Genomic DNA, 22,591 nt, shown 5'->3' on the forward strand with positions numbered 1-22,591 from the left:
GGAGGAGGGTCGGCGTTTGTACCTGAAGAGCCTCACCCTGCGCGGCTTCAAGTCCTTCGCCTCCGCGACCGCCCTTCGCCTCGAACCCGGCATCACGTGCGTCGTCGGCCCCAACGGCTCGGGCAAGTCCAACGTCGTCGACGCCCTGGCCTGGGTCATGGGCGAGCACAGCGCCAAGTCGCTGCGCGGCGGCAAGATGGAGGACGTCATCTTCGCCGGCACCTCCTCCAGGCCGCCCCTGGGCCGGGCCGAGGTGACGCTGACCATCGACAACTCCGACGGCGCGCTGCCGATCGACTACACCGAGGTCACGATCAGCCGGCTGATGTTCCGGTCGGGGCAGAGCGAATACGCCATCAACGGCGACACCTGCCGCCTGCTCGACATCCAGGAGCTGCTGTCCGACTCGGGCATCGGCCGCGAGATGCACGTCATCGTCGGCCAGGGCCAGCTCGACGCCGTGCTGCACGCCGGGCCCGAAGACCGCCGGGCCTTCATCGAAGAGGCCGCGGGCGTGCTCAAGCACCGCAAGCGCAAGGAAAAGGCGCTGCGCAAGCTCGACTCCATGCAGGCCAACCTCACCCGGGTGCAGGACCTCGCCACCGAGCTGCGCCGCCAGCTCAAGCCGCTCGGCCGCCAGGCGGAGATCGCCCGCAAGGCCGCCGTCATCCAGGCCGACCTGCGCGACGCCCGGCTGCGGCTGCTCGCCGACGACCTGTGCATCCTGCGCGCCACGCTCGAACGCGAGGCCGCCGACGAGGCCGCCGTCACCGCCCGGCGCAACCAGGTCGAGGCCGAGCTGGCCGAGGGCCAGCAGCGCGAGGCCGCCCTGGAGGCCGCCGAGGCCGAGACCCAGCCCCGGCTGAGCGCCGCCCAGGAGACCTTCTTCAGGCTCTCCTCCCTGCGCGAGCGCATCACCGGCCTGGAGCAGCTCGCCGCCGAACGCCACCGCCACGCCCTCGACGCCGCCGCCATCGAACGCCGCGGCCGCGACCCCGAAGACCTCGAACGCGAGGCGGGCGAGGCGCGCGAGCAGGAGCAGATCCTGCGGGCCGAGCTCGAACACGCCCAGGAGCTGCTGGCGGAGTCCGTCGAGCGGCGGGCCGCGGCCGAGGCCGAGCTGGGCGCGGAGGAGCGGCGCCTGGCGATGGCCGCCCGTGCCGCCGCCGACCGCCGCGAGGGTCTGGCCAGGCTGCGCGGCCAGGTCGACTCCGTGCGCAGCAGGGCGCGCGCGGCCGAGGAGGAGATCGGCCGGCTGGAGAAGGCCGTGGCCGACGCCGCCGAGCGCGAACGGCAGGCCCTGGCCGACCTGGAGAACGAGCGGGCCGAGGAGCCGGCGGCCGATCCGGCGCTGGCCGAGGAGCTGGCCACCGCGCAGGCCGCCGTCGAGGAGGCCAGGGCCGCCGCCGACGCGGCACGCGTGGCCGCCGACGAGGCCAAGGCCGGGCTCGGCGCGCCGCGGGCCGCCGTCCAGGCCGCCAAGGCGGGGGTCACCACGGCCCGCGCCGCCGACCAGGAGGCCCAGCGCTCGGTGGCCGCGCTGCGGGCCCGCCGCGACGCCCTGGAGCTGGGCCTGGCCAAGGGCGACGGCGGCGCCGCGCTGCTCGACGCCGACCTGGCCGGGGTGCTGGGCCCGCTGGCCGCCTCGATGCAGGTCACGCCGGGCGCTGAGCTGGCCGTCGCCGCCGTGCTCGGCCCGGTCGCCGAGTCGGTCGCGGTCAAGACGCTCGACACCGCCGTCGAGGCGCTGGGCCTGCTGCGCAGCACCGACGCGGGGCAGGTCACGCTGCTGGTGGCCGAGACCGGAGTTTCGGACACCGCGCACCACTCCCAGGTTGCGCGATCCCGGCCCGCCCCGCCGGACGGCGGGCGGTGGGCCGCCGATCTGGTCACCGTGCCCGACGAGCTGCGGCCGGCGCTCGACCACGTCCTGGCGAAGGTCGTCGTGGTCGCCGACCTCGAAGCGGCCCGCGAGCTGGTGGGGCGGCGTCCCGAGCTGCGGGTGGTGACCGAGGGCGGCGACGTGCTCGGGGCTCATCTGGCCGGTGGCGGGTCGGCCGGCGGCACCTCCGTCCTGCAGGTGCGGGCGGCGCTCGACGAGGCCGTGCACGACCTGCGGGTGGCCGAGGCCACGGCGGAGGCGACGGCCGAGGCGCTCGACCAGGCGATCGAGGCCGAGCAGGCGGCCCAGACGGCCGTCGAGGCGGCCCAGGCGCACGTCAACGAGGCCCAGAGCGCGGTGACCGCGGCCCAGGCCGGGGTGAGCGCCGCGCAGGGCGTCCTCGACCAGGTCAGGGCCCGCCAGCGGGAGGCCGACCAGCGCAACGCGGCGGCGGCCAGGCGGCTGGCCCAGCTGGAGGCCGCCGCGCACGCCGCGCACGCCGAGGCCGAACGCCTGGCCCGCAGCGTCACCGCGGCCCAGGACTCCCGCACCGAGGGGCTGGAGGAGCTGGCCGAGCTGGAGATCCGGCTGGCCGAGGCCGAATACGCCCAGGAGCTGGAGACCGAGCCCACCACCGACCTGCGCGACGACCTGGCCGCCACGTGCGAGACGGCCCGGCAGCGCGAGATGGACACCCGGCTGCAGGTGCGCACCGCCGAGGAGCGCGTCAAGGGCATCGAGGGCCGCGCCGACGGCCTGCTGCGGGCGGCCCAGCGCGAGCGCCAGGAACGCGCCCAGGCCGCCGCTCAGCGGGCCAGGCGCAGGCGGCAGGCCGTGCTGGCCGAGGCGGTCAGCAAGGGCGCCAGGCAGGTGCTCGGGGCGCTCGCCTCGTCGATCCAGCTCGCCTCCCGCGAGCGCGACGACGCCGACCTCGCCCGCGTCGCCGTCGACGCCGAGCTGAAGCAGGTCCGCGTGCGCGTGCGTGAGCTGGGCCAGGAGCTCGACAAGCTGGTCAACCGGGTCCACGGGAGCGAGGTGGCCCGCACCGAGCAGCGCCTGCGGCTGGAGCAGCTCCAGGAGCGGGCGATGGAGGAGTTCGGCGTCGAGGTCGAGGCGCTGGTCTCCGAGTACGGCCCCGACGCGCCCGTCCCGGGCGACCCGCCGGTCCCGTACGTCCGGGAGGAGCAGGAGAAGCGGGCCAGGGCCGCCGAGCGGCAGATGACCCAGCTCGGCAAGGTCAACCCGCTGGCGCTGGAGGAGTTCGCCGCGCTGGAGGAGCGCCACGCCTTCCTGACCTCGCAGCTGGAAGACCTCAAGAAGACCCGGCGCGACCTGCTGACCGTGGTCAAGGAGGTCGACGACCGCGTCGAGCTGATGTTCGCCTCGGCCTACGAGGACGTCGCCCGCGAGTTCGAGCAGATCTTCACCCGGGTCTTCCCCGGCGGCGACGGGCGGCTCGTGCTCACCGACCCCACCGACATGCTCACCACGGGCATCGAGGTCGAGGCCAGGCCGCCGGGCAAGAAGGTCAAGCGGCTGTCCCTGCTGTCGGGCGGCGAGCGCTCGCTGACCGCGGTGGCGTTCCTGATCTCCATCTTCAAGGCGCGGCCCTCGCCCTTCTACGTGATGGACGAGGTCGAGGCCGCCCTCGACGACACCAACACCCAGCGGCTGCTGACCCTGTTCGAGGAGTTGCGGCAGAGTTCCCAGCTCATCGTCATCACCCACAACAAGCGCACGATGGAGATCGCCGACGCCCTCTACGGCGTGTCGATGCGCGGCGACGGCGTGACGCAGGTGGTCAGCCAGCGCCTGCGGGAGCGCGAATCCGCCTGATCCGGCCTGTCATCATCCGTGTGCCTTGGGCATGACCATGCCGGTCGATCTGGAAAACTGACATCTTGTGGATGGTTACCTCGGCGTCATAGTGATCGTGGCCGTCGTCGCCCTGCTGGCGGCCGGCGGCCTCTTCCTGCTGTTCAGGCCGGGTGGCAAGGCGGCGCCGCCCGTGCCGCCGCCGGAGGCGCCGCCGCTTCCCGAGGAGGAGAAGCGGCCCGCCGGCCCGGTCGAGGAGGCCGACGGCGCGGTCACCACGGTGCCGCCGCCGGTCCAGCCGGCCGAGCCGATGGTCATCGCCCCCGAGGTCGAGGTGCCGCCGCCGTCCGCTGGGCGGATGGTGCGGCTGCGCTCGCGTCTGGCGCGTTCGCAGAGCGCGCTCGGCCGCGGCCTGCTGGAGCTGCTGTCCCGCGACCGGCTCGACGACGACGTCTGGGACGAGATCGAGGAGAGCCTGATCACCGCCGACGTGGGCGTCGCCCCGACCCGCGCGATGGTCGAGGAGCTGCGCACCAAGGTCAAGGTGCTGGGCAGCCGCACGCCCGCCGAGGTCAGGGGCCTGCTGCGCGAGCAGCTTCTCGCCCAGGTCAATCCCGACCTCGACCGGAGCCTGCACGTGCAGAAGCACGGCGAGCGGCCCGCCGTGGTGCTGGTCGTGGGCGTCAACGGCACGGGCAAGACCACCACCACCGGCAAGCTCGCCCGCTCGCTCATCGGCGACGGCAAGACGGTCGTGCTCGGCGCGGCCGACACCTTCCGCGCGGCGGCGGCCGACCAGCTCCAGACGTGGGGCGAGCGGGTCGGCGCCGAGACCGTGCGCGGGCCGGAGGGCGGCGACCCGGCCTCGGTGGCCTTCGACGCCACGGCCAAGGGCATCGAGGACAAGGTCGACGTCGTCATCGTCGACACCGCGGGCCGCCTGCACACCAAGACCGGCCTGATGGACGAGCTGGGCAAGGTCAAGCGGGTCATCGAGAAGAAGGCCACGGTCGACGAGGTGCTGCTCGTCCTCGACGCCACCACCGGCCAGAACGGCATGCGCCAGGCCCAGGTGTTCGCCGAGGTGGTCAACATCACCGGCATCGCGCTCACCAAGCTCGACGGCACCGCCAAGGGCGGCATCGTGATCTCCGTGCAGCGCGAGCTGGGCGTGCCGGTCAAGCTCGTGGGGCTCGGCGAGGGGCCCGACGATCTGGCGCCTTTCGACCCGGATGTCTTCGTGGACGCGATCCTGGGCGACTGACCCCGTTTATCGGTCATGTCCTAATTCATGCCGAAATGGCCCTTACCAGAAAAGTCTTGAGTCGCTAGTTAGCTTTGTGCTGACATGTTCGGGTTATCCGCGATCACGTAAGGGATGCCCATGAAGAAGATCGTCGTCCATCGTCCCGGGACTGTCAGGCCCTCCACGCTCGCCTCGCCGCGACACGGCATTTGACCTGTCTCTGGGTCGGCGTTTCCACGCGGGAACGCCGACCGCTGGGAAAGGGGCGGTCGTGAGGACGATCGCCCTGGACGCCGACCGCCGGGCAGCCGGGCCGTACACGCTGGCCGCCGCGCTGCTCGACCTTCTGGTCCCCGAGGCGCTCGACCGGCGGCCCGACCTGGTCGCCGCATACGACGTGGAGCTCCGGGTCGCGGCGCCCCGCCTGCGGCCGCTCGTGCCGGTGCGCAGGCGCTCGCTGGCCGACGACCTGCCGAGGGGGCAGCGCATCCTCATCCCGGGGGCGCGGCGCAGCCTCAGGATCGCCAACGGGCTGGCCGAGTTCGTCCGCGAGCTGCTGGCCGTCACCGGGCCGCTCACGCTCGTCGTGTCGAACCTGGACGAGGCCGACCACACCGACCGCGAGCTGGTCGAGGTGCTGCGCCGCCGGCTCGACCCGGGGCTGCTGCGCGTCGAGGAGGGCCCGTCGTCGCCCGGCGAGGGCCCGCTGTGCGCCGACTTCGACCGCTACCGCGACGAGGGCTTCCATCACGCGATGGTGGAGTCGGGCACGGAGGCGCTGCGCGGCATGGCGTACGAGGACGACCCCGAAGGGTGGCGGACCCTCGTGCAGCGCGTCGCCGCGGCCCTGGAGGCGGTGGAGCGCGAGGAGGAGGCCCGCGAGCTCTACGACCGGGCCAGGCGCCTCAGCACCGACCCCAAGCACCGGGCCACCATCGCCTACGCCACCGCGATGATCCTGGTACGCCACCACGACCCCGCCCGCCGCGACCCCGGCGAGGCGATGGCGTGGATCAACGAGGCCGTCACGATCACGTCGTTGCTGCCCGACCCCCGCGAACGCGCCTTCCACCTCGGCTTCGACCTCAACGGCAAGGCCCTGGTGGAGCTGCGCGCCGGCCGTCCGGACGCCGCGCTGCGGCTGGTCGAGCAGGCCATCGCCCTGGCCGACGAGCACCTGGCGGACGAGCACCCGGTCCACCGGCTCGTGCTGCGCGCCAACAGGGCGCAGCTGCTGGCCGGGGCCGGCCGGCACGAGGAGGCGCTGGCCGACTACACGGCGGCGATCGACGCCGATCCCGGCTATCCGGACTACTACCTCGACCGGGGCAACCTGCTGAACAAGCTGGGCAGACCGGAGGAGGCCCTGGCCGACTACGAGGCCGTCATGCGGCTCAGCCCGCCCTTCCCGGAGGCGTACTACAACCGCTCGGAGCTGCGGTTCGCGGCCGGCGACCTGGACGGCGCCCGCGCCGACCTCGACCGCACGCTGGAGCTCGACCCCGACTTCGCGCCCGCGTACGTGAACAGGTGCGGCCTGCTCGCCCTCCACGGCGAGTACGAGCAGGCCAGGCGGGACGTGGAGCGCGGCCTCGCGCTCCGGCCGCGCGACGCCCACCTGCTCTGCGTGCTCGGCCAGGTGGAGACGGCCCAGGGCCGCCACCCGGAGGCGTACGCGGCCTTCGACGCCGCGCTGGAGATCGATCCCGACCTGGCCGCCGCGTGGGGGAGCCGGGCCGTGCTCGCCTTCGAACGCGGCGACCCCGACGGCGCGCTGTCCGACCTGACCCGCGCGCTGAAGCTGACGGAGACGGCCGAGCTGCTGTTCAACCGGGCGATGGTCCACCGGGAGCTGGGACGGGCGAAGGAGGCCAGACAGGACCTGCTCAGAGCCGCCGAGCTGGCCCCCGGCGATCCGGACGTCGGGCGGGCGCTGGCCGAGGGGTGAGGGGATGGGCGGCCGGTACTGGCTCCTCCTGGGAGCCTTCCTCGCCTCCTCGCTCGGCACCTGGATCTACCGGCTGGCCCTGCCGCTGCTCGTCTACGACCTGACCGGGTCGGCGCTCGGCACGGGGCTGGTCTACGTGACCGAGTACCTGCCGTACCTGCTGCTGGGGATGTTCGGCGGGGTGATCGCCGACCGGTTCGACCGGCGGCGGGTGCTGGTGCTGGGCGACCTGGCATCGGGGGCCGTCACCGTCGTGCTCGCCGTCCTGGTCACGGCCGGTGTGTCCCGGTTGTGGCCGATCTACGTGGTGGCGTTCCTGCTGGCCTGCGTGGACCCGCTCTACCAGCCGGCGTTCCGGTCGATCGTGCCCTCGCTGGTGGAGGTGGCGCGGCTGCCGCAGGCCAACGCCCGGCTGCACATCGGCGAGCACGCGGTCAACATGGCCGGGCCGGTGATCGGCGGCGCGCTGGTGGTGAACTTCGGCTACCAGGTGGCCGTCTACGCCGACGCGGGCACGTTCCTGCTGTCGGCGCTGCTGATCTCGCTGATCAGGACCGCGCCCGCGGCCGCGGCGGCGGTGCGGGGGTGGTCGGTGGTCGCCGACATGCGCGAGGGCCTGCGCTTCCTGACCGGCGGCGACCGGGTGGTGCTCACCACCGCCCTGTCCGCCGCGGCCTGCAACTTCGGCGTCTGGCTGCTGCTGGCGGGGCTGGTGTACTACCTCAGCTCGTACCACGGGTTCACGCCCGGGGAGATCGGCGTCGTCTACGCCTTCCAGGGGGCGGGCGCGGTGCTCGGGGCGGTGCTGGGCGGCAGGCTGGTGTCCAGGTGCCAACCGGGCCCGCTGATCTGCTGGGCCATCGTGGCCGGGGGCCTGTCGATGCTGGCCATGATCCCGGCCAGGGGGCCGGTGCTGATCGGGCTGGCCTGGATGGGGCAGTTCGCGGCCGCCGGGACCTCGATCGTGGCGAGCATGACCGTCCGCCAGCTGCTCGTCCCCGACCACCTGCTCGGACGGGTGCTCGGCACGGCCAGGATGATCGCGTTCTTCTCCATCCCGATCGCCTCGCTGGTCACGGGGGTGTTCGAGTCGGCGGTGCGGAACGCGTACGCGCTGATGGCCTTCGCCGGGGTGAGCTGGCTGGCCATCGCGGCGGGCGTGGCGCTGTCGCCGATGCGCCGGGTCAGCCTCGCGCGGCTGCGAGCGGCCCGATCGGCACCACGAGAGGGGTCCCCGCGACCGGATCCTCGATGACCTTCGCGTCCAGCTCGAACACCTCGCGCAGCAGCTCCTCGGTCAGCACCTCGTGCGGGGCGCCGGCGGCCACGACCTTGCCGGCGCGCATGGCCACCAGCCGGTCGGCGTAGCGCGCGGCCAGGTTGAGGTCGTGCAGGACCATGACGACCGTGCGGCCGGCCTGCTCGTGCAGGTGCCGGACGAGCTCCAGCACCTCCACCTGGTGGGCCAGGTCGAGGAACGTGGTGGGCTCGTCGAGCAGCAGCAGGTCGGTGCCCTGGGCCAGGGCCATGGAGATCCACGCCCGCTGCCGCTGGCCGCCCGACAGCTCGTCGAGCGGGCGTTCGGCGAGGTCGGCCAGGCCGGTCATAGTCAGCGCCGCGGCGACGGCCGACTCGTCGTCGGAGGACCACTGCCGGTACCACGTCTGGTGCGGATGCCGTCCCCGGGCCACCAGGTCGGCCACGGTGAGCCCCTCGGGGGCCGAGGGCGCCTGCGGCAGCACGCCGAGGATCTTGGCGACCTCGCGGGTGGGGATGGCGTCGATGCGCTTGCCGTCCAGCAGCACCTGGCCGCCCTGGGGCTTGAGCAGGCGGCCGAGCGCGCGCAGCAGGGTGGACTTGCCGCAGCCGTTCGGGCCGATGATGGTGGTCACCGTGCCCGCCTCGACGCCCAGGTCGAGGCCGTCCACGATGGTCCGGTCGCCGTAGCCGAGTTTGACGCCCGCGGCCTGCAGCCTCATTTGCGTGCCCTCCAGATCAGGTGGATCAGGTACGGTGCGCCCAGCACGGCCGTGACGATGCCGACGGGCAGCTCGATCGGGGAGAAGACGGTCCGGGCGATCAGGTCGGCGCCCGCGGTGAGCACGGCCCCGGTGACCGCCGAGCACAGCAGCGGCGGCCGGGCCGAGCGGGTCAGCCGGAGCGCGATCTGCGGCGCGGCCAGGGCCACGAACGCGATCGGCCCGGCCGAGGCGGTGGCCACCGCCGCCAGCAGCACGGCGGCCAGGATCAGCAGGGCGCGGGCCGCGTTCACGCGCACGCCGAGGGCGGTGACCACGTCGTCGCCGAAGCGCAGCGCGTCGAGCGAGCGGGTGCCGAGCAGGGTGGCCGGGACGAGCACCGCCAGCGCGAGCGCCACGGGCACGACGTGCTCCCAGCCGCGGCCGTTGAGCGAGCCGCTGATCCAGACCATGGCCTGACCGGTGTCGTTGACGTCGCCGACGGTCAGCAGCCAGAACTTCACGTTCGTGAACACGGCGGCCACGCCGATGCCGACCAGGACCAGGCGGTAGCCGTCCAGGCCGCGCCGCCAGGCCAGGCCGTAGACGACGGACGCGCCGAGCAGGCCGCCGAGCAGGGCGAGCGCGGGGATGCCCAGGTCGGCCAGCAGGCCGCTGGTGCCGCCGTAGACGCTGCCGCTGGCCACCACGCCGGCCACGACGGTGACCGAGGCGCCGGTCGTGACGCCGAGGATCTCGGGGCTGGCCAGCGGGTTGCGGGCGATGGACTGGATGATCGCGCCGGACAGCGCGAGCGCGGCGCCGACCAGGGCGCCGGTCAGGGCGCGCGGCAGGCGCAGCTCCATGATGACGAAGTGGGCCGGGCTGTTGACGTCGAAGGTGCCCTGGAGCACCTCCGCCAGGCTCATCGGGAGGTCGCCGATGCGCATGTTCAGCGCCATGAGCACGACCAGGAGCGCCAGGCCGGTCACGCCGACGGCGACGGCGCGCGGGCGCAGCCGCCAGGACAGGGCGCCGAGGCGCAGCGGGAGCGCGGTCATAGCCGTACCGGCTTTCTGCGGCGGACCAGGGCGACGAAGAAGGGCGCGCCGATCAGCGCGAGGACCACGCCGACCTCCAGCTCGCCCGGAGGGGCGACCACGCGGCCGATCACGTCGGCGACCAGCAGCAACGCCGCCCCGACCAGCCCCGAGTACGGCAGCAGCCACCGGTGGTCGGTGCCCGACAGCGACCGGGCCAGGTGCGGCACGATCAGGCCCACGAACGCCAGCGAGCCGCAGGCCGCCACCGCCGCGCCCGACAGCAGGGTGACGGCGGCGACGCCGACCGTCCTGGTCAGGGCGATGTTCTGGCCGAGCGAGCGGGCGACGTCCTCACCGAGCGACAGGGCGTTCAGGCCCGGGGCGTTGACCAGGGCGAGCAGCAGGCCGGCGAGGATGAACGGGAGCACCTGCCAGACCACGTCCGGGCCCCTGGCGGCGATCGAGCCGGACTGCCAGAAGCGGAAGACGTCCATGGCCTGCTCGTCGAGGAGCACGATGGCCGAGGTCATGGCGTACAGCAGGGCGCTGACCGCGGTGCCGGCCAGGGCCAGCGTGACCGGGGTGGGGCCGCCCCTGCCGCCCGTCATGCCGAGCGCGAACACCGCCACGCTGGCCACCAGCGCGCCCGCCAGGCCGAACCAGATGTAGGCGAGCAGGCTGGAGGCGCCGAGCAGGATGATCGAGGCCACCATGGCGAACGCCGCGCCCTGCGTGACGCCCAGCAGGCCGGGGTCGGCCAGCGGGTTGCGCGTGTGGCCCTGCATGAGGGCGCCCGCGACGCCGAGCGCGATCCCGGCCAGCACCCCGAGCACGGTACGCGGCACGCGCAGCGAGCGGATGATGATGTCGTTCTCGCTGCCCGTGGGCGCGGTGAGAGCCTGCCAGGCGTCGCCCGGCGGTACGGACTTCGAGCCGACCGTGATGCTCAGCACCACCCCGGCCGCGACGGCGGCGAGGAGGAGGAGCAGGAGGACGAGCCGCCGGCGCCGGATGCCGTGGAGGCGGGGCGCGAGCGCGGTCACCAGTTTCCTCCCCTTGTTTGCCCGATCGTGGTGAAGTATGCCAGGTTAGGCAGGGCTAACCTAATTTAGGTTCGCCTTACTTCAAGAAAGGGTTCCGATGAGAGCGTGGCGGGTGCTGGCCGGTGTGCTGCTGGTGGCGGGGGTGGCCGCGTGCGGCTCGACGGAGCCGGCGGCCACGCCGTCGGCCGACCCGGCGGCCAGGACGATCGAGCACGCGATGGGCTCGACCAAGATCTCCGGGCAGCCCAAGCGGGTCGTCGCGCTCGACCAGAGCTTCGTGGACGCGGTGCTCACGCTGGAGACCCCCGTGATCGGCTACACCACCTACCGGTCGATCGACACCAAGCTGCCCGACTACCTCGGCCCGCTCGTCGCCCGGTACGGCAAGGAGGCGACCCCGGTCGGCACCCTGGAACAGCCCAGCCTGGAGAAGATCGCCGCGCTCAAGCCCGACCTGATCGTCTCGGCCAAGGTCCGGCACGAGGCCCTGTACGACAAGCTGTCCAAGATCGCGCCGACGGTATTCAGCGAGACGACCGGCGCCATCTGGAAGGAGAACCTGCGCCTCATGGGCCGCGCCCTGGGCAAGGAGGACCTGGCCGACTCCCGGATCAAGGCGTTCGAGCAGCGCGCGGCCACGATCGGGGCCGCGATCAAGGAGAAGGCGGGCGGGAAGCTGCCGACCGTCTCGATCGTGCGCTTCGCCGGTGAGCCCACCGTCCGGCTCTACGTCGAGAAGTCGTACTCCGGGGTGGTGCTGAAGGACGTCGGCTTCCCCCGTCCCGAGGGCCAGCCGACCAAGGACGACGCCATCGCCGTGGACGTCAGCCAGGAGCGCATCGCCGACCTCGACGCCGACCACATCTTCGTGGCCACCTACCCGGACCCGGCCAGCGACGGCCCCAAGGAGAAGTTCGTCGGCAACCCGCTGTGGGGCCGGCTCAAGGGGGACAAGCACGAGGTCAGCGACCTGACCTGGATGAGCGCCGTGGGCGTCCAGGGCGCCCACGCCATCCTGGACGACCTGGCCAAGACCTTCTCGGTCGACCCCGCCAAGGCCGCCTAGGCTCCGGCGCTCAGCGCGGCAGGAACGTCCGCAGGTCGGCCAGGTGGGGTTCGAGGTCGAGCCCCTGGCCGGCCAGCCATTCCGGGTTGTCGTAGGTGCCCTTGTAGCGGTCGCCGCGGTCGCAGATCAGGGTGACGACGCTGCCCTGGACGCCCGATTCGCGCATCTCCCTGACGAGCTCGACGCACGCGGCCATGTTCGTCCCCGTGGAGCCGCCGACGTCCAGGCCGGTGACCTCGCGGGTCCAGTGCATGGCGGCGATCGAGCGGGCGTCGGGGACGGCGATCATGCGGTCGATCACGCTGGGCAGGAACGACGGCTCCACCCGGGGACGCCCGATGCCCTCGATCCGCGACCCCGAGGCCGTCACCGCAGGGTCGCCGGAGACCCAGCCCGGGTAGAACGCCGAGCCCTCCGGGTCGACCACGGCCAGGCGGGTGGGGTGGCGGCGGTAGCGGATGTAGCGGCCGATCGTGGACGACGTGCCGCCGGTGCCGGCGCCCACGACGATCCAGGCGGGCTCGGGGTGCGGCTCCATGGACATCTGGGAATAGATCGACTCGGCGATGTTGTTGTTGCCACGCCAGTCGGTCGCGCGTTCGGCGTAGGTGAACTGGTCCATGAAGTGGCCCCCGGTCTCGGCGGCCAGCCGGTGAGATTCGTCATAGATCGCCCCGGGGTCGGCGACGAGGTGACATTTCCCGCCGTAGAACTCGATGAGGTGGCACTTCTCGGGCGACGTGGACGCGGGCATGACGGCGATGAACGGCAGGCCGAGCAGCCGGGCGAAATACGCCTCGCTGACCGCGGTCGAGCCGCTGGACGCCTCCACGATCGTGGTGGCCGGGCCGATCCAGCCGTTGGCGAGGCCGTACAGGAACAGGGACCGTGCGAGCCGGTGCTTGAGTGAACCGGTCGGGTGCACCGATTCGTCTTTCAGGTAGAGGTTTACGCCCCAGTGCGAGGGAAGCGGAAAGACGTGCAGGTGAGTGTCACAACTTCGGTTGGCGTCGGCCTCCACCTTGCGGATGGCCTCCGCCACCCACCGACGTGTCCCCGTGTCGTGACGGTCCACAGATTCCATGTCCATACGCTATCCCCTGTGACTCTGACCACTATTCCTACGAAATTGGGTGGGTAGTGTTATGATAATGAGACTTGTCCGGCCGTGGACGTGACCACGCACGCCGCGAGCAGATGGACGACAAACCCCTTCTGACCTATGCGGACTCTCCTAACGCGTCCCTTACCTGGGAGTTGCGAGGATGAGGAATGCTGTCAGGCGGCTTGTGCCGAACGGGGGATAGCGCAAGGGGGAATGAATTGATCACTATGACCGATGAGCAGCGTCAGGACTGGTTCGAGCGCGATGTCGTGCCCGTGACGTCGCAGCTGTTCGCTTCCGCCATGCGCCTGACCCGTAACGCCGCCGATGCCGAGGACCTGGTGCAGGAGACGGTCGCCAAGGCGTACACGTCCTATCACCAGTTCCGTGAGGGCACCAACCTCAAGGCGTGGCTGCACCGCATCCTCACCAACAACTTCATCAACGACTACCGTAAGAAGCAGCGCTCGCCGAAGTTGTCGGCCGCCGAGGACATCGAGGACTGGCAGCTGCACGCCGCCGAGTCCCACACCTCGACGGGCCTGCGCTCGGCCGAGACCGAGGCGCTCGACCGGCTGCCCGACAGCGTCGTGATGAACGCCCTGCGCTCCCTGCCCGAGGACTTCCGCGTGGCCGTCTACCTGGCCGACGTCGAGGGGTTCGCGTACAAGGAGATCGCCGAGCGCATGGGGACGCCCATCGGCACCGTGATGTCCCGTCTGCACCGTGGCCGCCGCCAGCTCCGCGGCATGCTGGAGGACTACGCGCGGGAGGAGGGCGCCGTGCGCCTTCCCGCCCCCCGCGCCGCCGCCTAGGGAGAGTCCAGGGACAGGCGAAGGCGGACGCGTAACAGGCCGCCTTCGTCGCGCAGCTGCACCCGGTCGCAGAGCTGCCGGCTGATCCAGAGCCCGTACCCCCGCGGGGACTCGGGCTCCGGCGGTATGTAGCCCGGCAAGGGGTCGTCGAGCGCCCCGCCGGGATCGGCGATCTCGCAGACGAGGTCGCGCTCCTCCACCCACATCGTGATCGTGCCGAACCCGGCGCCGTGCTCGACGCAGTTCGCGGCGATCTCCGAGACGCTGAGCACCAGCGAGGAGATGAGGTTGCGGTCCATGCCGGCCGTCCTGGCGTAGTCGCCGACGGTCTGGCGCAGGCGCTTGAGCTCGCGGGCCGTGAACCGCACCAGGCAGGCCCCGGGGCCCGGCTCCGGGAAGGGCGCGTCGTCGCCGTCGAGCACCAGCTCGTGGGGCTGCACGAACCGCCCGCTGGCCGCCTCACCCCCCGCCCCCAGCACCAGGGGATGGACGACCGGGGTGAGCTCGCGGACGGGCTCGGGGACGTCGCGCAGGTCGTACAGGCACAACATGACGGACGGGGCCGCGGCCAGGGCGGCGTTGACGACCGAGTCGTAGCGGATGAGGTCCTGGATCCGCGGCTCGCTGAGATCGGTCCAGACGGGCTCGCCGACGACCAGGGTGGGCCGGCCGCGCGTGTACTCGTGGTAGGCGGCCAGCATCCGGTGGGGATGGCCGTACCAGGCGCCGGCCGGGCGGCTGTCGATGCGCCGCGCGTCGCCGTCGAGGGCCTCCGCCAGCAGCGCCAGCCGGTCGGGACGGGTGACGACCAGCACGCGCCGGTCTTCGTCCAGCGCGGTGCGCACGCGCGGCACGACGAGGTCGAGGAAGGCCCGATCGGAGTCGTACGGTACCGCGACGTGCTTCAGCGACTGTGCCCGCTCACGGCGCACGGCCGAAACGTAACAAGGGCGGCCCGGCCGCGCAACGGCGGAAGCCGACCAATAACGTCGAACGGCCTGCGCGTGACTCCCCGGAGTTTGATGATTACTCCATGTCTTGGACGGCTGATGCCCGTTGCTGGGTACATCTGTTGTGTACGGAAACGTCGGCAGGGGGTGGCGTGTGACCGAAGCCCGCGCGGCGGCGGAGAAACTCCAGGCGGAGCTGCACGGGCTGGGAGTCACCAGCGCGTACGAGGTGGGGGACGGAGCGACCATCTCGGTCTGGATAGGTCTCGTCGTGCACTACAGGGACGGTTTTTACCGTTGGCAGGAAGGTCTGGTTAAACGTCGTCATCTGGGTACGGATCCGGTTGGATGTGCCATGCGCGTGGCGCGCCGCTACAAGGAGCTGCACGCGGATATCCCACTCTGGTGGGACGACCTGGCCAGGGAACTACGGGGGAGACCGGTCCAGGACTATCCGTAAGGCCCCCGCGTGCGGTGTTTCGGGGGAAAACATGCGCATTTGGGCTTTGCCATTCGTCCTGATCGTTCTCGTGGGCTGCGCCGCCCAGCCGGTGCCGCGCCGACATTCCGCCATGATCCGGCCACAGGTCAGTCCTGAGGTCCTGGCCAAGCGGCTGATCGCGCAGCAGGCCGACTGGCCGCGCAGCCGCCGGTTCGACTGCGGCAAGATCAAGTGTGTGGCCCTGACCTTCGACGACGGTCCAGGGCCCTACACCGGCAAGCTGCTCGACCTGTTGCGCCAGCGCCACGTCAGGGCCACGTTCTTCGTGCTGGGGGAGATGGTGGCCGCCGACAGCGGCGGCCGGATCACCCGTCGCATCGTGGACGAGGGCCACGAGATCGGCAACCATTCCTGGTCCCACCCGTCGCTGACCGGCCTGTCCCGCGAGGGGGTGCGCAACGAGCTGGGGCACACCGACGAGCTCGTCCACCGGCTGACCGGGGTCAAGATGCGGGTGATGCGCCCGCCGTACGGCAGCACCGACGACGCCGTCGCCGCCGAGACCCGCCGCGAGGGCCTGGCCCAGATCCTGTGGGACGTCGACACCCTCGACTGGCTGCACCGCGAGCCCGCCGCCGTGGTCAGGCGGGCCGACACCGCCAAGGCCGGGTCGATCGTGCTCATGCACGACATCCACCCCACCACGGTCGAGGCCGTGCCGAAGGTGATCGACACCCTCGCCAAGAAGGGCTACACGTTCGTCACGATCTCGGAACTGTACGGCCGCCCGCCCACGCCGGGCCGCACGTACACCGCACGGTGAGCGGCATGGCACCCTTGGGCCATGGCTTTCACCGGCTTCCCCGACGAGGCGTTCATCTTCTACGAGGGCCTTGAGGCGGACAACTCCAAGCACTACTTCACCCGCCACAAGCACCTCTACGAGGACGCGGTCCGCGCGCCCATGACGGAGCTCACTGACGAGCTGGCCGCCGAGTTCGGCCCGGCCCAGCTCTTCCGGCCCTACCGGGACGTGCGCTTCTCCAAGGACAAGACGCCGTACAAGACCCATCAGGGCGCATTCGTCGATCTGATGCCCGGCATCGGCTACTACGTCGAGATCAGCGCCGCCGGCCTGTACGTCGCCGGCGGCCGCTACACCCAGGCCTCCGACCAGATCGCCCGCTACCGCGCGGCCGTGGACGAGGACGTCACCGGCAAGCCGCTGGAGTCGATCGTCGCCCGGCTCGCCGACGCCGGCTACACGATCGGCGGCGACCGGCTGAAGACCAGGCCGCGCGGCTTCGAGGAGGACCATCCGCGCATCGAGCTGCTGCGCCACAGGTCCCTGTTCGCGGGCGTGCGCCACGAGCCGGAGCCGTGGGTGCACACGGCCGAGGTGCGCGGGCGCGTCGAGCGGGCCTGGCGCGACTTCGCCGCGCTGATCGACTGGCAGTGCGCGCACGTCAGGGGCAGCGAGCTGCCGCGCCGCTGAGCGTCACCGCTGGCCCGTCGTGACCTGGTCGCCCTTCAGGATGCGGTCGACCGTCTGCCCGGCCGCCGAGCTGGCCGCCGTCGTGCCCACGGCCAGCGCCAGGGCCAGGGTCGGCGCGGCCAGGCTGCGCACGCTGCGCAGGTTGCGCACCCTGGCCCACGGCTCGCCGGCCAGGTGCATGATCCGCCACTCCCAGAACAGCCCGAGCCCGACGCAGACCATCATCACCTGCCCCACCACGATGGCCACGACCTGCGCCTTGTCGAGGGCGCCGATGTCCGGCTCGACCAGCGTCGACAGGTAACCGGCCAGGCTGGTCAGCAGGGCCGCGACGGCCAGGTGCAGCGCCTTGGTCATCGGCTGGGTGCCCCGGACGCACGGGTAGAAGTAGCCGAACAGGAAGCCGAACGCGGGCAGGGTGAGCAGGTAGCGGCCGTCGAAGAGGAAGCTGGTCAGGTCCGCGCCCTCCGGCCGGCCGTAGACCAGCGCGAAGGGCAGGCTCAGCAGCAGGCTGACGGTGAACGCCGACACGCCGCTGTGCCAGGGCGTGCAGCCGGCCGCCGTGGCGAAGGCGGTCTCGGGATGGCGGCCGTGCTCGCGCAGCGCCGACTCCAGAGCCTGCCGCCGCTGGTCGAACTCGGCCATCGACATGTCCGCGGCCAGCCTGGTCCGTCCGGCGCGGTAGAGCTCCTGCTCGGCGAGCAGCAGCAGGCGCCGGTGCAGGGCCGCGCGGACGAACTGCCGGTGCTCCTCCTGCGTGTCCGGCTCCACGACGGACGCGGGCGGCCCGGCGAGCAGCCAGCGCGCGGTCAGCCAGGCCACGAGCGAGGTGATCGCCAGCAGCGGCAGCGGCACGTCGATGTCGGCCAGCGTCGTGCTGCCGCCGGGCGTGATGTAGAGCACCATCAGCACGACGACCATCGTCGACTCGGTGGCCGGGTCGCGCACGGCCGCCACCCGGCAGCCCAGCCGCCACAGCCGCAGCACCAGCATCACGAACCCGAGCAGCAGCAGCCCGAGCACCCCGCGGACCAGCGGGTCCAGCGGCAGGCTGCCGATCGTCGGGACGGCCGTGCGGGGCACGGCCAGGCTCCACGACCCCGCGTCCAGCCATTCCGTGGGCCAGCCCTGCACGAGCAGGCTCACCACGACCGCACCCACCACCGCGCTCCGGCTCCACCGCCTGGTCGCCACGGTCACCGCCGCCACGGGGATCATCGCCCAGCTCAGCGCCAGCAGCAGCCGGACGCTGTCGGGCGGGTACACGCCGTCCAGCAGCGCCCGCAGCCACAGGGCCAGCGCCAGCAGCCCGACCGCGGCCTCTGCCCACAGCGCGGCCAGGCGGACGACCACCGGCCTGACCCCGAGGTCCACGCTGAAGCCGACCGCCGCGCCCGCCGCCGCCAGGGCCGCGACGGCTCCGCCGGTCAGCAGCACGCGTCCGGGGAGCTGGCCGTGCAGCCACGACCAGCTCAGCATGCCGATCCCGACCAGCAGGCCGAGCCCGGTCACCGTGAGCAGGTCCCGGCCGGTCCACGGCGGGCTGGTGGGCAGCACCCGTCCGGCGTGCCGCAGGGCCATCACCGGCACGGCGACGAAGAGGATCACGTACCCGACCGGCGACCACTCCGCGGCGACCAGCGGGATGAGCAGGGCCGGGGCGGCGATGGCCAGGCCGACGACCAGCTCCCTGTTGGGCACCCGCTGCCACCACCGCCGGCCGAGCGAGCGCACCAGGAACACCGCCAGCGCGCACGCCGTGAGCACGCCGAGCGCGGTGGCCCAGGAGAAGTCGTCCTCCTCGGCGACGTCGGGGAAGCCGTAGGAGCCGGGGGCCAGCGTCAGGCTCACCGGGTAGGCGCCGACGGAGAACCGCAGCAGGCCGCGCTCCTGCCGTTCCGGCTGGATGCCCTCGACACGCAGCACGGTCCACTCGCCGGGCAGCACGGTGACCGCGCGCTCCACGACGATCAGCGGGAGCGCGGTCGGCGAGGCGAAGTCGAGCCGGAGCAGCCCGTCGACCCTGACCTGGCGCAGCAGCGTCACCGTGAACTCGGCCGTGACGTGCCCCGGCGAGGAGACGATGAGCGGCGCGAGCCGGGTGGTGGGCGCCAGGCTCTGGCCGTCCGCCTTGAGCGCGCCGAACCCGGAGTCGGTCACCTGCGGCAGCGTGCCGGGGAAGCCGCCGCCCTGGCGCAGCGCCTCGGCCAGCGGGTCGTCGGGACGCAGGTCCAGGCGGTGCCTGACGGTGATCCTGACCTGGCGCTGCCGGGGGTCGATCCGCCCCTCGGGGACGGCGTCGAGGTCGGCCGCGCGGGCCCGGGCGACCGAGACCTCGGTGGCCGCCGTACGGGCCCATCCGGCGGCCGGGTCGGCGCGGGCGGCGGCGGCCGCCCAGGGATTGGTCACGACGGTGCTCTTGGGCCTGTCGGACCCGGTCACGGGTCTGGCTGCGATGGTGCACCAAACAATCGCCCCGAACGACACCAGAGCCAGCCCGAATGAAAGTGCCATCCGGAGCTTTCCCACAATTGGGATGATTCTCCGGCATGCCGAAATGTTCTATGGCATAGGGTCACGGTGTTATCACAGATGGTCTCATGACCACGTTTCTTTACACCGTGACCCGGGAGAGGCGTTCCATCGCGCGTGCTCGGACCGTCCGTTGACAGGCCCCTCTGACACGGAAACCGCGTGCCACCGGAAAAGGTGACACGCGGCCGTGGTGCGGAGAGAACGAATCAGGCGCGCTTGGCGCGGGCGGCGGCGCGGCCGCGGGCGGCGGCGTCGAGCACGACCTTGCGGATGCGGACCGCGTCGGGCGTGATCTCCACGCACTCGTCCTCGCGGATGAACTCCAGCGCCTGCTCCAGCGAGAGCGTCCGCGGCGGGATGACCTTCTCGGTCTCCTCGCTCGTGGACGAGCGCATGTTCGTGAGCTTCTTCTCCTTGGTGATGTTCACGTCCATGTCGTCGGAACGCGAGTTCTCACCGATGATCATGCCCTCGTAGACCTCGGTGGTCGGCGAGACGAACAGCGTGCCGCGCTCCTGGAGGTTGAGCATGGCGAACGCGGTCACCGGGCCCGACCGGTCGGCCACCAGCGAGCCGTTGTTGCGGGTGCGCAGCTCGCCGAACCACGGCTCGTAGGAGTCGAAGACGTGGTGGACCAGGCCGGTGCCGCGGGTCTCGGTCAGGAACTCGGTGCGGAAGCCGATCAGGCCGCGGGCCGGGACCACGAACTCCATGCGGATCCAGCCGGTGCCGTGGTTGGTCATGTGCTCCATGCGGCCCTTGCGGACGGCCAGCAGCTGGGTGACCGCGCCGAGGTACTCCTCCGGGCAGTCGACCGTCAGGCGCTCGACCGGCTCGTGCACCTTGCCGTCGATGGTCTTGGTGACCACCTGCGGCTTGCCGACGGTCAGCTCGTAGCCCTCGCGGCGCATCTGCTCGACGAGGATGGCCAGCGCCAGCTCACCACGGCCCTGCACCTCCCAGGCGTCGGGACGATCGGTGGGCAGCACGCGCAGCGACACGTTGCCGACCAGCTCCTTGTCGAGCCGGTCCTTGACCATGCGGGCGGTGACCTTCGAGCCCTTGACCTTGCCGACCAGCGGCGAGGTGTTGGTGCCGATCGTCATCGAGATCGCCGGCTCGTCGACCGTGATCAGCGGCAGCGGGCGCGGGTCCTCCGGGTCGGCCAGCGTCTCGCCGATCATGATCTCGGGGATGCCCGCGATGGCGATGATGTCGCCGGGGCCGGCCTCCTCGGCCGGCTTGCGCTCCAGCGCCTCGGTCATCAGCAGCTCGGTGATCTTCACCTTCTGGATCGTGCCGTCGGTGCGGCACCAGGCGACCTGCTGGCCCTTGCGCATGACGCCCTGGTGGATCCGGCACAGCGCGATGCGGCCCAGGTAGGAGGAGGCGTCGAGGTTGGTGACGTGCGCCTGCAGCGGGGCGCTGGGGTCGTACGTGGGCGCCGGGATCGTCGACTTGATGATGTCGAACAGCGGCTCCAGGTCCTCCGAGTCGGGCATGCCGCCGTCGTCGGGACGGTTCATGGAGGCGCGGCCGGCCTTGGCCGAGGCGTAGACGATCGGGAAGTCGATCTGCTCCTCGGTGGCGTCGAGGTCCATGAAGAGCTCGTAGACCTCGTCGACGACCTCCTTGATGCGGGCGTCGGGGCGGTCGACCTTGTTGATGCACAGGATGACCGGCATCTTGGCGGCGAACGCCTTGCGCAGCACGAACCGGGTCTGCGGCAGCGGGCCCTCGGAGGCGTCGACCAGCAGCACCACACCGTCGACCATGGAAAGGCCGCGCTCGACCTCGCCGCCGAAGTCGGCGTGGCCCGGGGTGTCGATGATGTTCAGGGTCATGCCGCCGTGCTGGACGGCGGTGTTCTTGGCGAGAATGGTGATGCCCTTCTCGCGCTCCAGGTCGTTGGAGTCCATGACCCGGTCGTCGACGTCCTGGTTCGCGCGGAAGGCCCCGGACTGCCAGAGCATGGCGTCGACCAGTGTGGTCTTGCCATGGTCGACGTGCGCGATGATCGCGATGTTCCGCAGGTCGTCGCGGCTGTTCAAAGGCATGATGACTTCTCGCTCTGTGTCGTGGGGGCGGCCGCGCGAAGTCGCGACCCACCAAGTCTAGTTGATCCCCTCTCGTGACAAGAGCGGGACAAGGCGTCTGCGGCGCTGTAGGGGTGAACGCATCGGCCGGCGCGTCTGATTCCCGGCGTCCCGCATGGATCACGGGCGGCGGGGCGATGAGCAACCGTGAGGGACGAAGGGCCGGCGCTGCTCGCCGCGTGGGGGCGGTTCGCGCTGCTCCTGGGGTTGCCGGCCTCCTTCCTGCTGCGAGGCCGCACGTGAGGCGGGCGGCCGCCCTGCCTGCGCCTGAACGTGCCCGCCGACCGGCTCGCCCCCCTCGCCGAGCTGTACGAGCGCGAGCCGGGACGTACATAGCAGGTTGCACATTTGTGTGCATGGCAGGAGCCGTCGCGGTCCCTACATTGTCGTCATGACGTGGACAGAGCTGGTTATGAGCTCGGCACCGAGCAAGGGCGACCAGCCGGCGGTGAGCGACGTCAGGACCGGCGAGGTGCTGTCGTACGCGCAGTTCGCCAGGCGGGTCACCCGCGCGGCGGGCGGGCTGCGGCGCGACGGGCTGGCCTACGGCGACCGCGTCCTCATCGACCTGCCGCTCGGCGCGTCGCTGGTGGTGGCCGTCCACGCGGTGGCCTGGGCGGGCGGCGTCGCCGTGCTGGGCGGCCCTGGCCCGGTCCGCATGGTGATCACCCGCGGCCCCCGCGAGCCCGGCGGCCCCGCCGCGGACCGGGTCTACGCCTTCCGTCCCTCACCCGGCGCGCTGCCGTTCGCCGGGCTGCTCAACGCGAGCCCGCTGGAGTTCGGCCCGCTGGCGGGCGCGGCGCTGGCGCCGGGCGGCGGCCGCGTGCTCGACCACGACGAGCTCGCCGCCGACCTGCGCAACCTGGCCGCCCGCCTGGTGGTCGGCAAGGACGACGTGGTCGTCAACGCGGCCGGCGACCTGCTCAAGGGGCTGCGGGTGCTCGACCTGGCCCTGATGTCCGGCGCCCACGTCGTGATCGCCGCCAACGAGCCGACCGTCATCGGCTGCCGGGTGCTGGCCGCCGAGCGCAGGGCCACCATGGTCGTGGCGCCGTACGACGTCGCCAGGCGGCTGCTGGGAAACCCCATTCTGCGCGTTGTGGACGAAAGGGCGATCGTCAGCTCGCTTGGCCTGTGAAAAGTGCGACACTG

At 72.0% G+C, this 22,591-nt stretch carries 17 protein-coding genes; 10 read left to right on the plus strand and 7 right to left on the minus strand.

What is annotated here, in order from left to right:
- The first annotated feature begins 16 nt into the window (after positions 1 to 16).
- The 4 genes from smc to ACIBK9_RS42755 all read left to right on the plus strand — a co-directional run bounded on the left by smc (position 17) and on the right by ACIBK9_RS42755 (position 8,146).
- Entirely contained in the window at positions 17 to 3,718 is a 3,702-nt protein-coding gene (smc, locus tag ACIBK9_RS42740) for a chromosome segregation protein SMC (RefSeq protein WP_397164634.1), read from the plus strand.
- Positions 3,719 to 3,785: 67 nt separating this feature from the next.
- Complete coding sequence (gene ftsY / locus ACIBK9_RS42745; protein WP_358288490.1) at positions 3,786 to 4,961, plus strand: signal recognition particle-docking protein FtsY; 1,176 nt, start codon at positions 3,786 to 3,788, stop codon at positions 4,959 to 4,961.
- A 253-nt stretch (positions 4,962 to 5,214) separates the two neighbouring features.
- The gene (locus tag ACIBK9_RS42750; protein ID WP_397164636.1) at positions 5,215 to 6,891 is read left to right on the plus strand and encodes a tetratricopeptide repeat protein; all 1,677 of its coding nucleotides are present in this window, start codon (positions 5,215 to 5,217) and stop codon (positions 6,889 to 6,891) included.
- A gap of 4 nt (positions 6,892 to 6,895) precedes the next feature.
- Positions 6,896 to 8,146 (plus strand): MFS transporter, encoded by a 1,251-nt coding sequence (locus ACIBK9_RS42755; protein ID WP_397164638.1) that lies wholly within the window; start codon positions 6,896 to 6,898, stop codon positions 8,144 to 8,146.
- On the opposite strand, the gene ACIBK9_RS42760 is transcribed toward ACIBK9_RS42755, so the two are convergent.
- Genes ACIBK9_RS42760 through ACIBK9_RS42770 form a run of 3 tightly spaced genes read right to left on the minus strand, consistent with a single transcriptional unit; the run spans position 8,076 to position 10,935 of the window.
- The gene (locus tag ACIBK9_RS42760) at positions 8,076 to 8,870 is read right to left on the minus strand and encodes an ABC transporter ATP-binding protein (protein WP_358288482.1); all 795 of its coding nucleotides are present in this window, start codon (positions 8,868 to 8,870) and stop codon (positions 8,076 to 8,078) included. The two genes, ACIBK9_RS42755 and ACIBK9_RS42760, sit on opposite strands and share 71 nt — an antisense overlap.
- Positions 8,867 to 9,910 carry a FecCD family ABC transporter permease gene (locus tag ACIBK9_RS42765; RefSeq protein ID WP_397164640.1) on the minus strand — a complete coding sequence of 348 codons (1,044 nt, stop codon included), beginning with the start codon at positions 9,908 to 9,910 and terminating at the stop codon, positions 8,867 to 8,869. Before ACIBK9_RS42765 ends, ACIBK9_RS42760 begins: the two co-directional genes overlap by 4 nt.
- The gene (locus tag ACIBK9_RS42770) at positions 9,907 to 10,935 is read right to left on the minus strand and encodes an iron ABC transporter permease (RefSeq protein ID WP_358288477.1); all 1,029 of its coding nucleotides are present in this window, start codon (positions 10,933 to 10,935) and stop codon (positions 9,907 to 9,909) included. Before ACIBK9_RS42770 ends, ACIBK9_RS42765 begins: the two co-directional genes overlap by 4 nt.
- A 97-nt stretch (positions 10,936 to 11,032) precedes the next feature.
- Here ACIBK9_RS42770 and ACIBK9_RS42775 point away from each other — a divergent pair, with 97 nt between their 5' ends.
- Complete coding sequence (locus ACIBK9_RS42775; RefSeq protein ID WP_397164641.1) at positions 11,033 to 12,001, plus strand: ABC transporter substrate-binding protein; 969 nt, start codon at positions 11,033 to 11,035, stop codon at positions 11,999 to 12,001.
- A gap of 10 nt (positions 12,002 to 12,011) precedes the next feature.
- On the opposite strand, the gene ACIBK9_RS42780 is transcribed toward ACIBK9_RS42775, so the two are convergent.
- Entirely contained in the window at positions 12,012 to 13,085 is a 1,074-nt protein-coding gene (locus ACIBK9_RS42780) for a PLP-dependent cysteine synthase family protein (RefSeq protein WP_358288471.1), read from the minus strand.
- Between the two features lie 248 nt (positions 13,086 to 13,333).
- Here ACIBK9_RS42780 and ACIBK9_RS42785 point away from each other — a divergent pair, with 248 nt between their 5' ends.
- On the plus strand, positions 13,334 to 13,921 hold the full coding sequence (locus tag ACIBK9_RS42785; RefSeq protein WP_352324845.1) for a sigma-70 family RNA polymerase sigma factor: 588 nt from the start codon (positions 13,334 to 13,336) through the stop codon (positions 13,919 to 13,921).
- Here the strand turns inward: ACIBK9_RS42785 and ACIBK9_RS42790 are convergent.
- Entirely contained in the window at positions 13,918 to 14,853 is a 936-nt protein-coding gene (locus tag ACIBK9_RS42790) for an anti-sigma factor RsbA family regulatory protein (protein WP_397164643.1), read from the minus strand. The two genes, ACIBK9_RS42785 and ACIBK9_RS42790, sit on opposite strands and share 4 nt — an antisense overlap.
- 172 nt (positions 14,854 to 15,025) lie before the next feature.
- Between ACIBK9_RS42790 and ACIBK9_RS42795 the strand changes: the two genes are divergently transcribed.
- From ACIBK9_RS42795 to ACIBK9_RS42805, 3 genes are all read left to right on the plus strand, one after another.
- Entirely contained in the window at positions 15,026 to 15,331 is a 306-nt protein-coding gene (locus ACIBK9_RS42795) for a hypothetical protein (protein WP_397164644.1), read from the plus strand.
- 112 nt (positions 15,332 to 15,443) lie between these two features.
- Complete coding sequence (locus ACIBK9_RS42800; protein WP_397164646.1) at positions 15,444 to 16,136, plus strand: polysaccharide deacetylase family protein; 693 nt, start codon at positions 15,444 to 15,446, stop codon at positions 16,134 to 16,136.
- Between the two features lie 21 nt (positions 16,137 to 16,157).
- Complete coding sequence (locus ACIBK9_RS42805) at positions 16,158 to 16,808, plus strand: DUF2461 domain-containing protein (protein WP_397164648.1); 651 nt, start codon at positions 16,158 to 16,160, stop codon at positions 16,806 to 16,808.
- A 3-nt stretch (positions 16,809 to 16,811) separates the two neighbouring features.
- Here the strand turns inward: ACIBK9_RS42805 and ACIBK9_RS42810 are convergent, their stop codons facing one another.
- Together ACIBK9_RS42810 and typA are read right to left on the minus strand one after the other, a co-directional pair.
- Positions 16,812 to 19,217: a hypothetical protein gene (locus ACIBK9_RS42810; RefSeq protein ID WP_397164650.1), complete on the minus strand. Its 2,406-nt coding sequence runs from the start codon at positions 19,215 to 19,217 to the stop codon at positions 16,812 to 16,814.
- A 332-nt stretch (positions 19,218 to 19,549) separates the two neighbouring features.
- The gene (typA, locus tag ACIBK9_RS42815) at positions 19,550 to 21,400 is read right to left on the minus strand and encodes a translational GTPase TypA (protein ID WP_387670969.1); all 1,851 of its coding nucleotides are present in this window, start codon (positions 21,398 to 21,400) and stop codon (positions 19,550 to 19,552) included.
- 430 nt (positions 21,401 to 21,830) lie between these two features.
- Here typA and ACIBK9_RS42820 point away from each other — a divergent pair, with 430 nt between their 5' ends.
- Positions 21,831 to 22,577: an AMP-binding protein gene (locus ACIBK9_RS42820; RefSeq protein WP_397164652.1), complete on the plus strand. Its 747-nt coding sequence runs from the start codon at positions 21,831 to 21,833 to the stop codon at positions 22,575 to 22,577.
- Positions 22,578 to 22,591 lie beyond the last annotated feature (14 nt).

Origin of the sequence: Nonomuraea sp. NPDC050227, assembly GCF_044459705.1 — a bacterium.
Taxonomy (GTDB): Bacteria; Actinomycetota; Actinomycetes; order Streptosporangiales; family Streptosporangiaceae; genus Nonomuraea.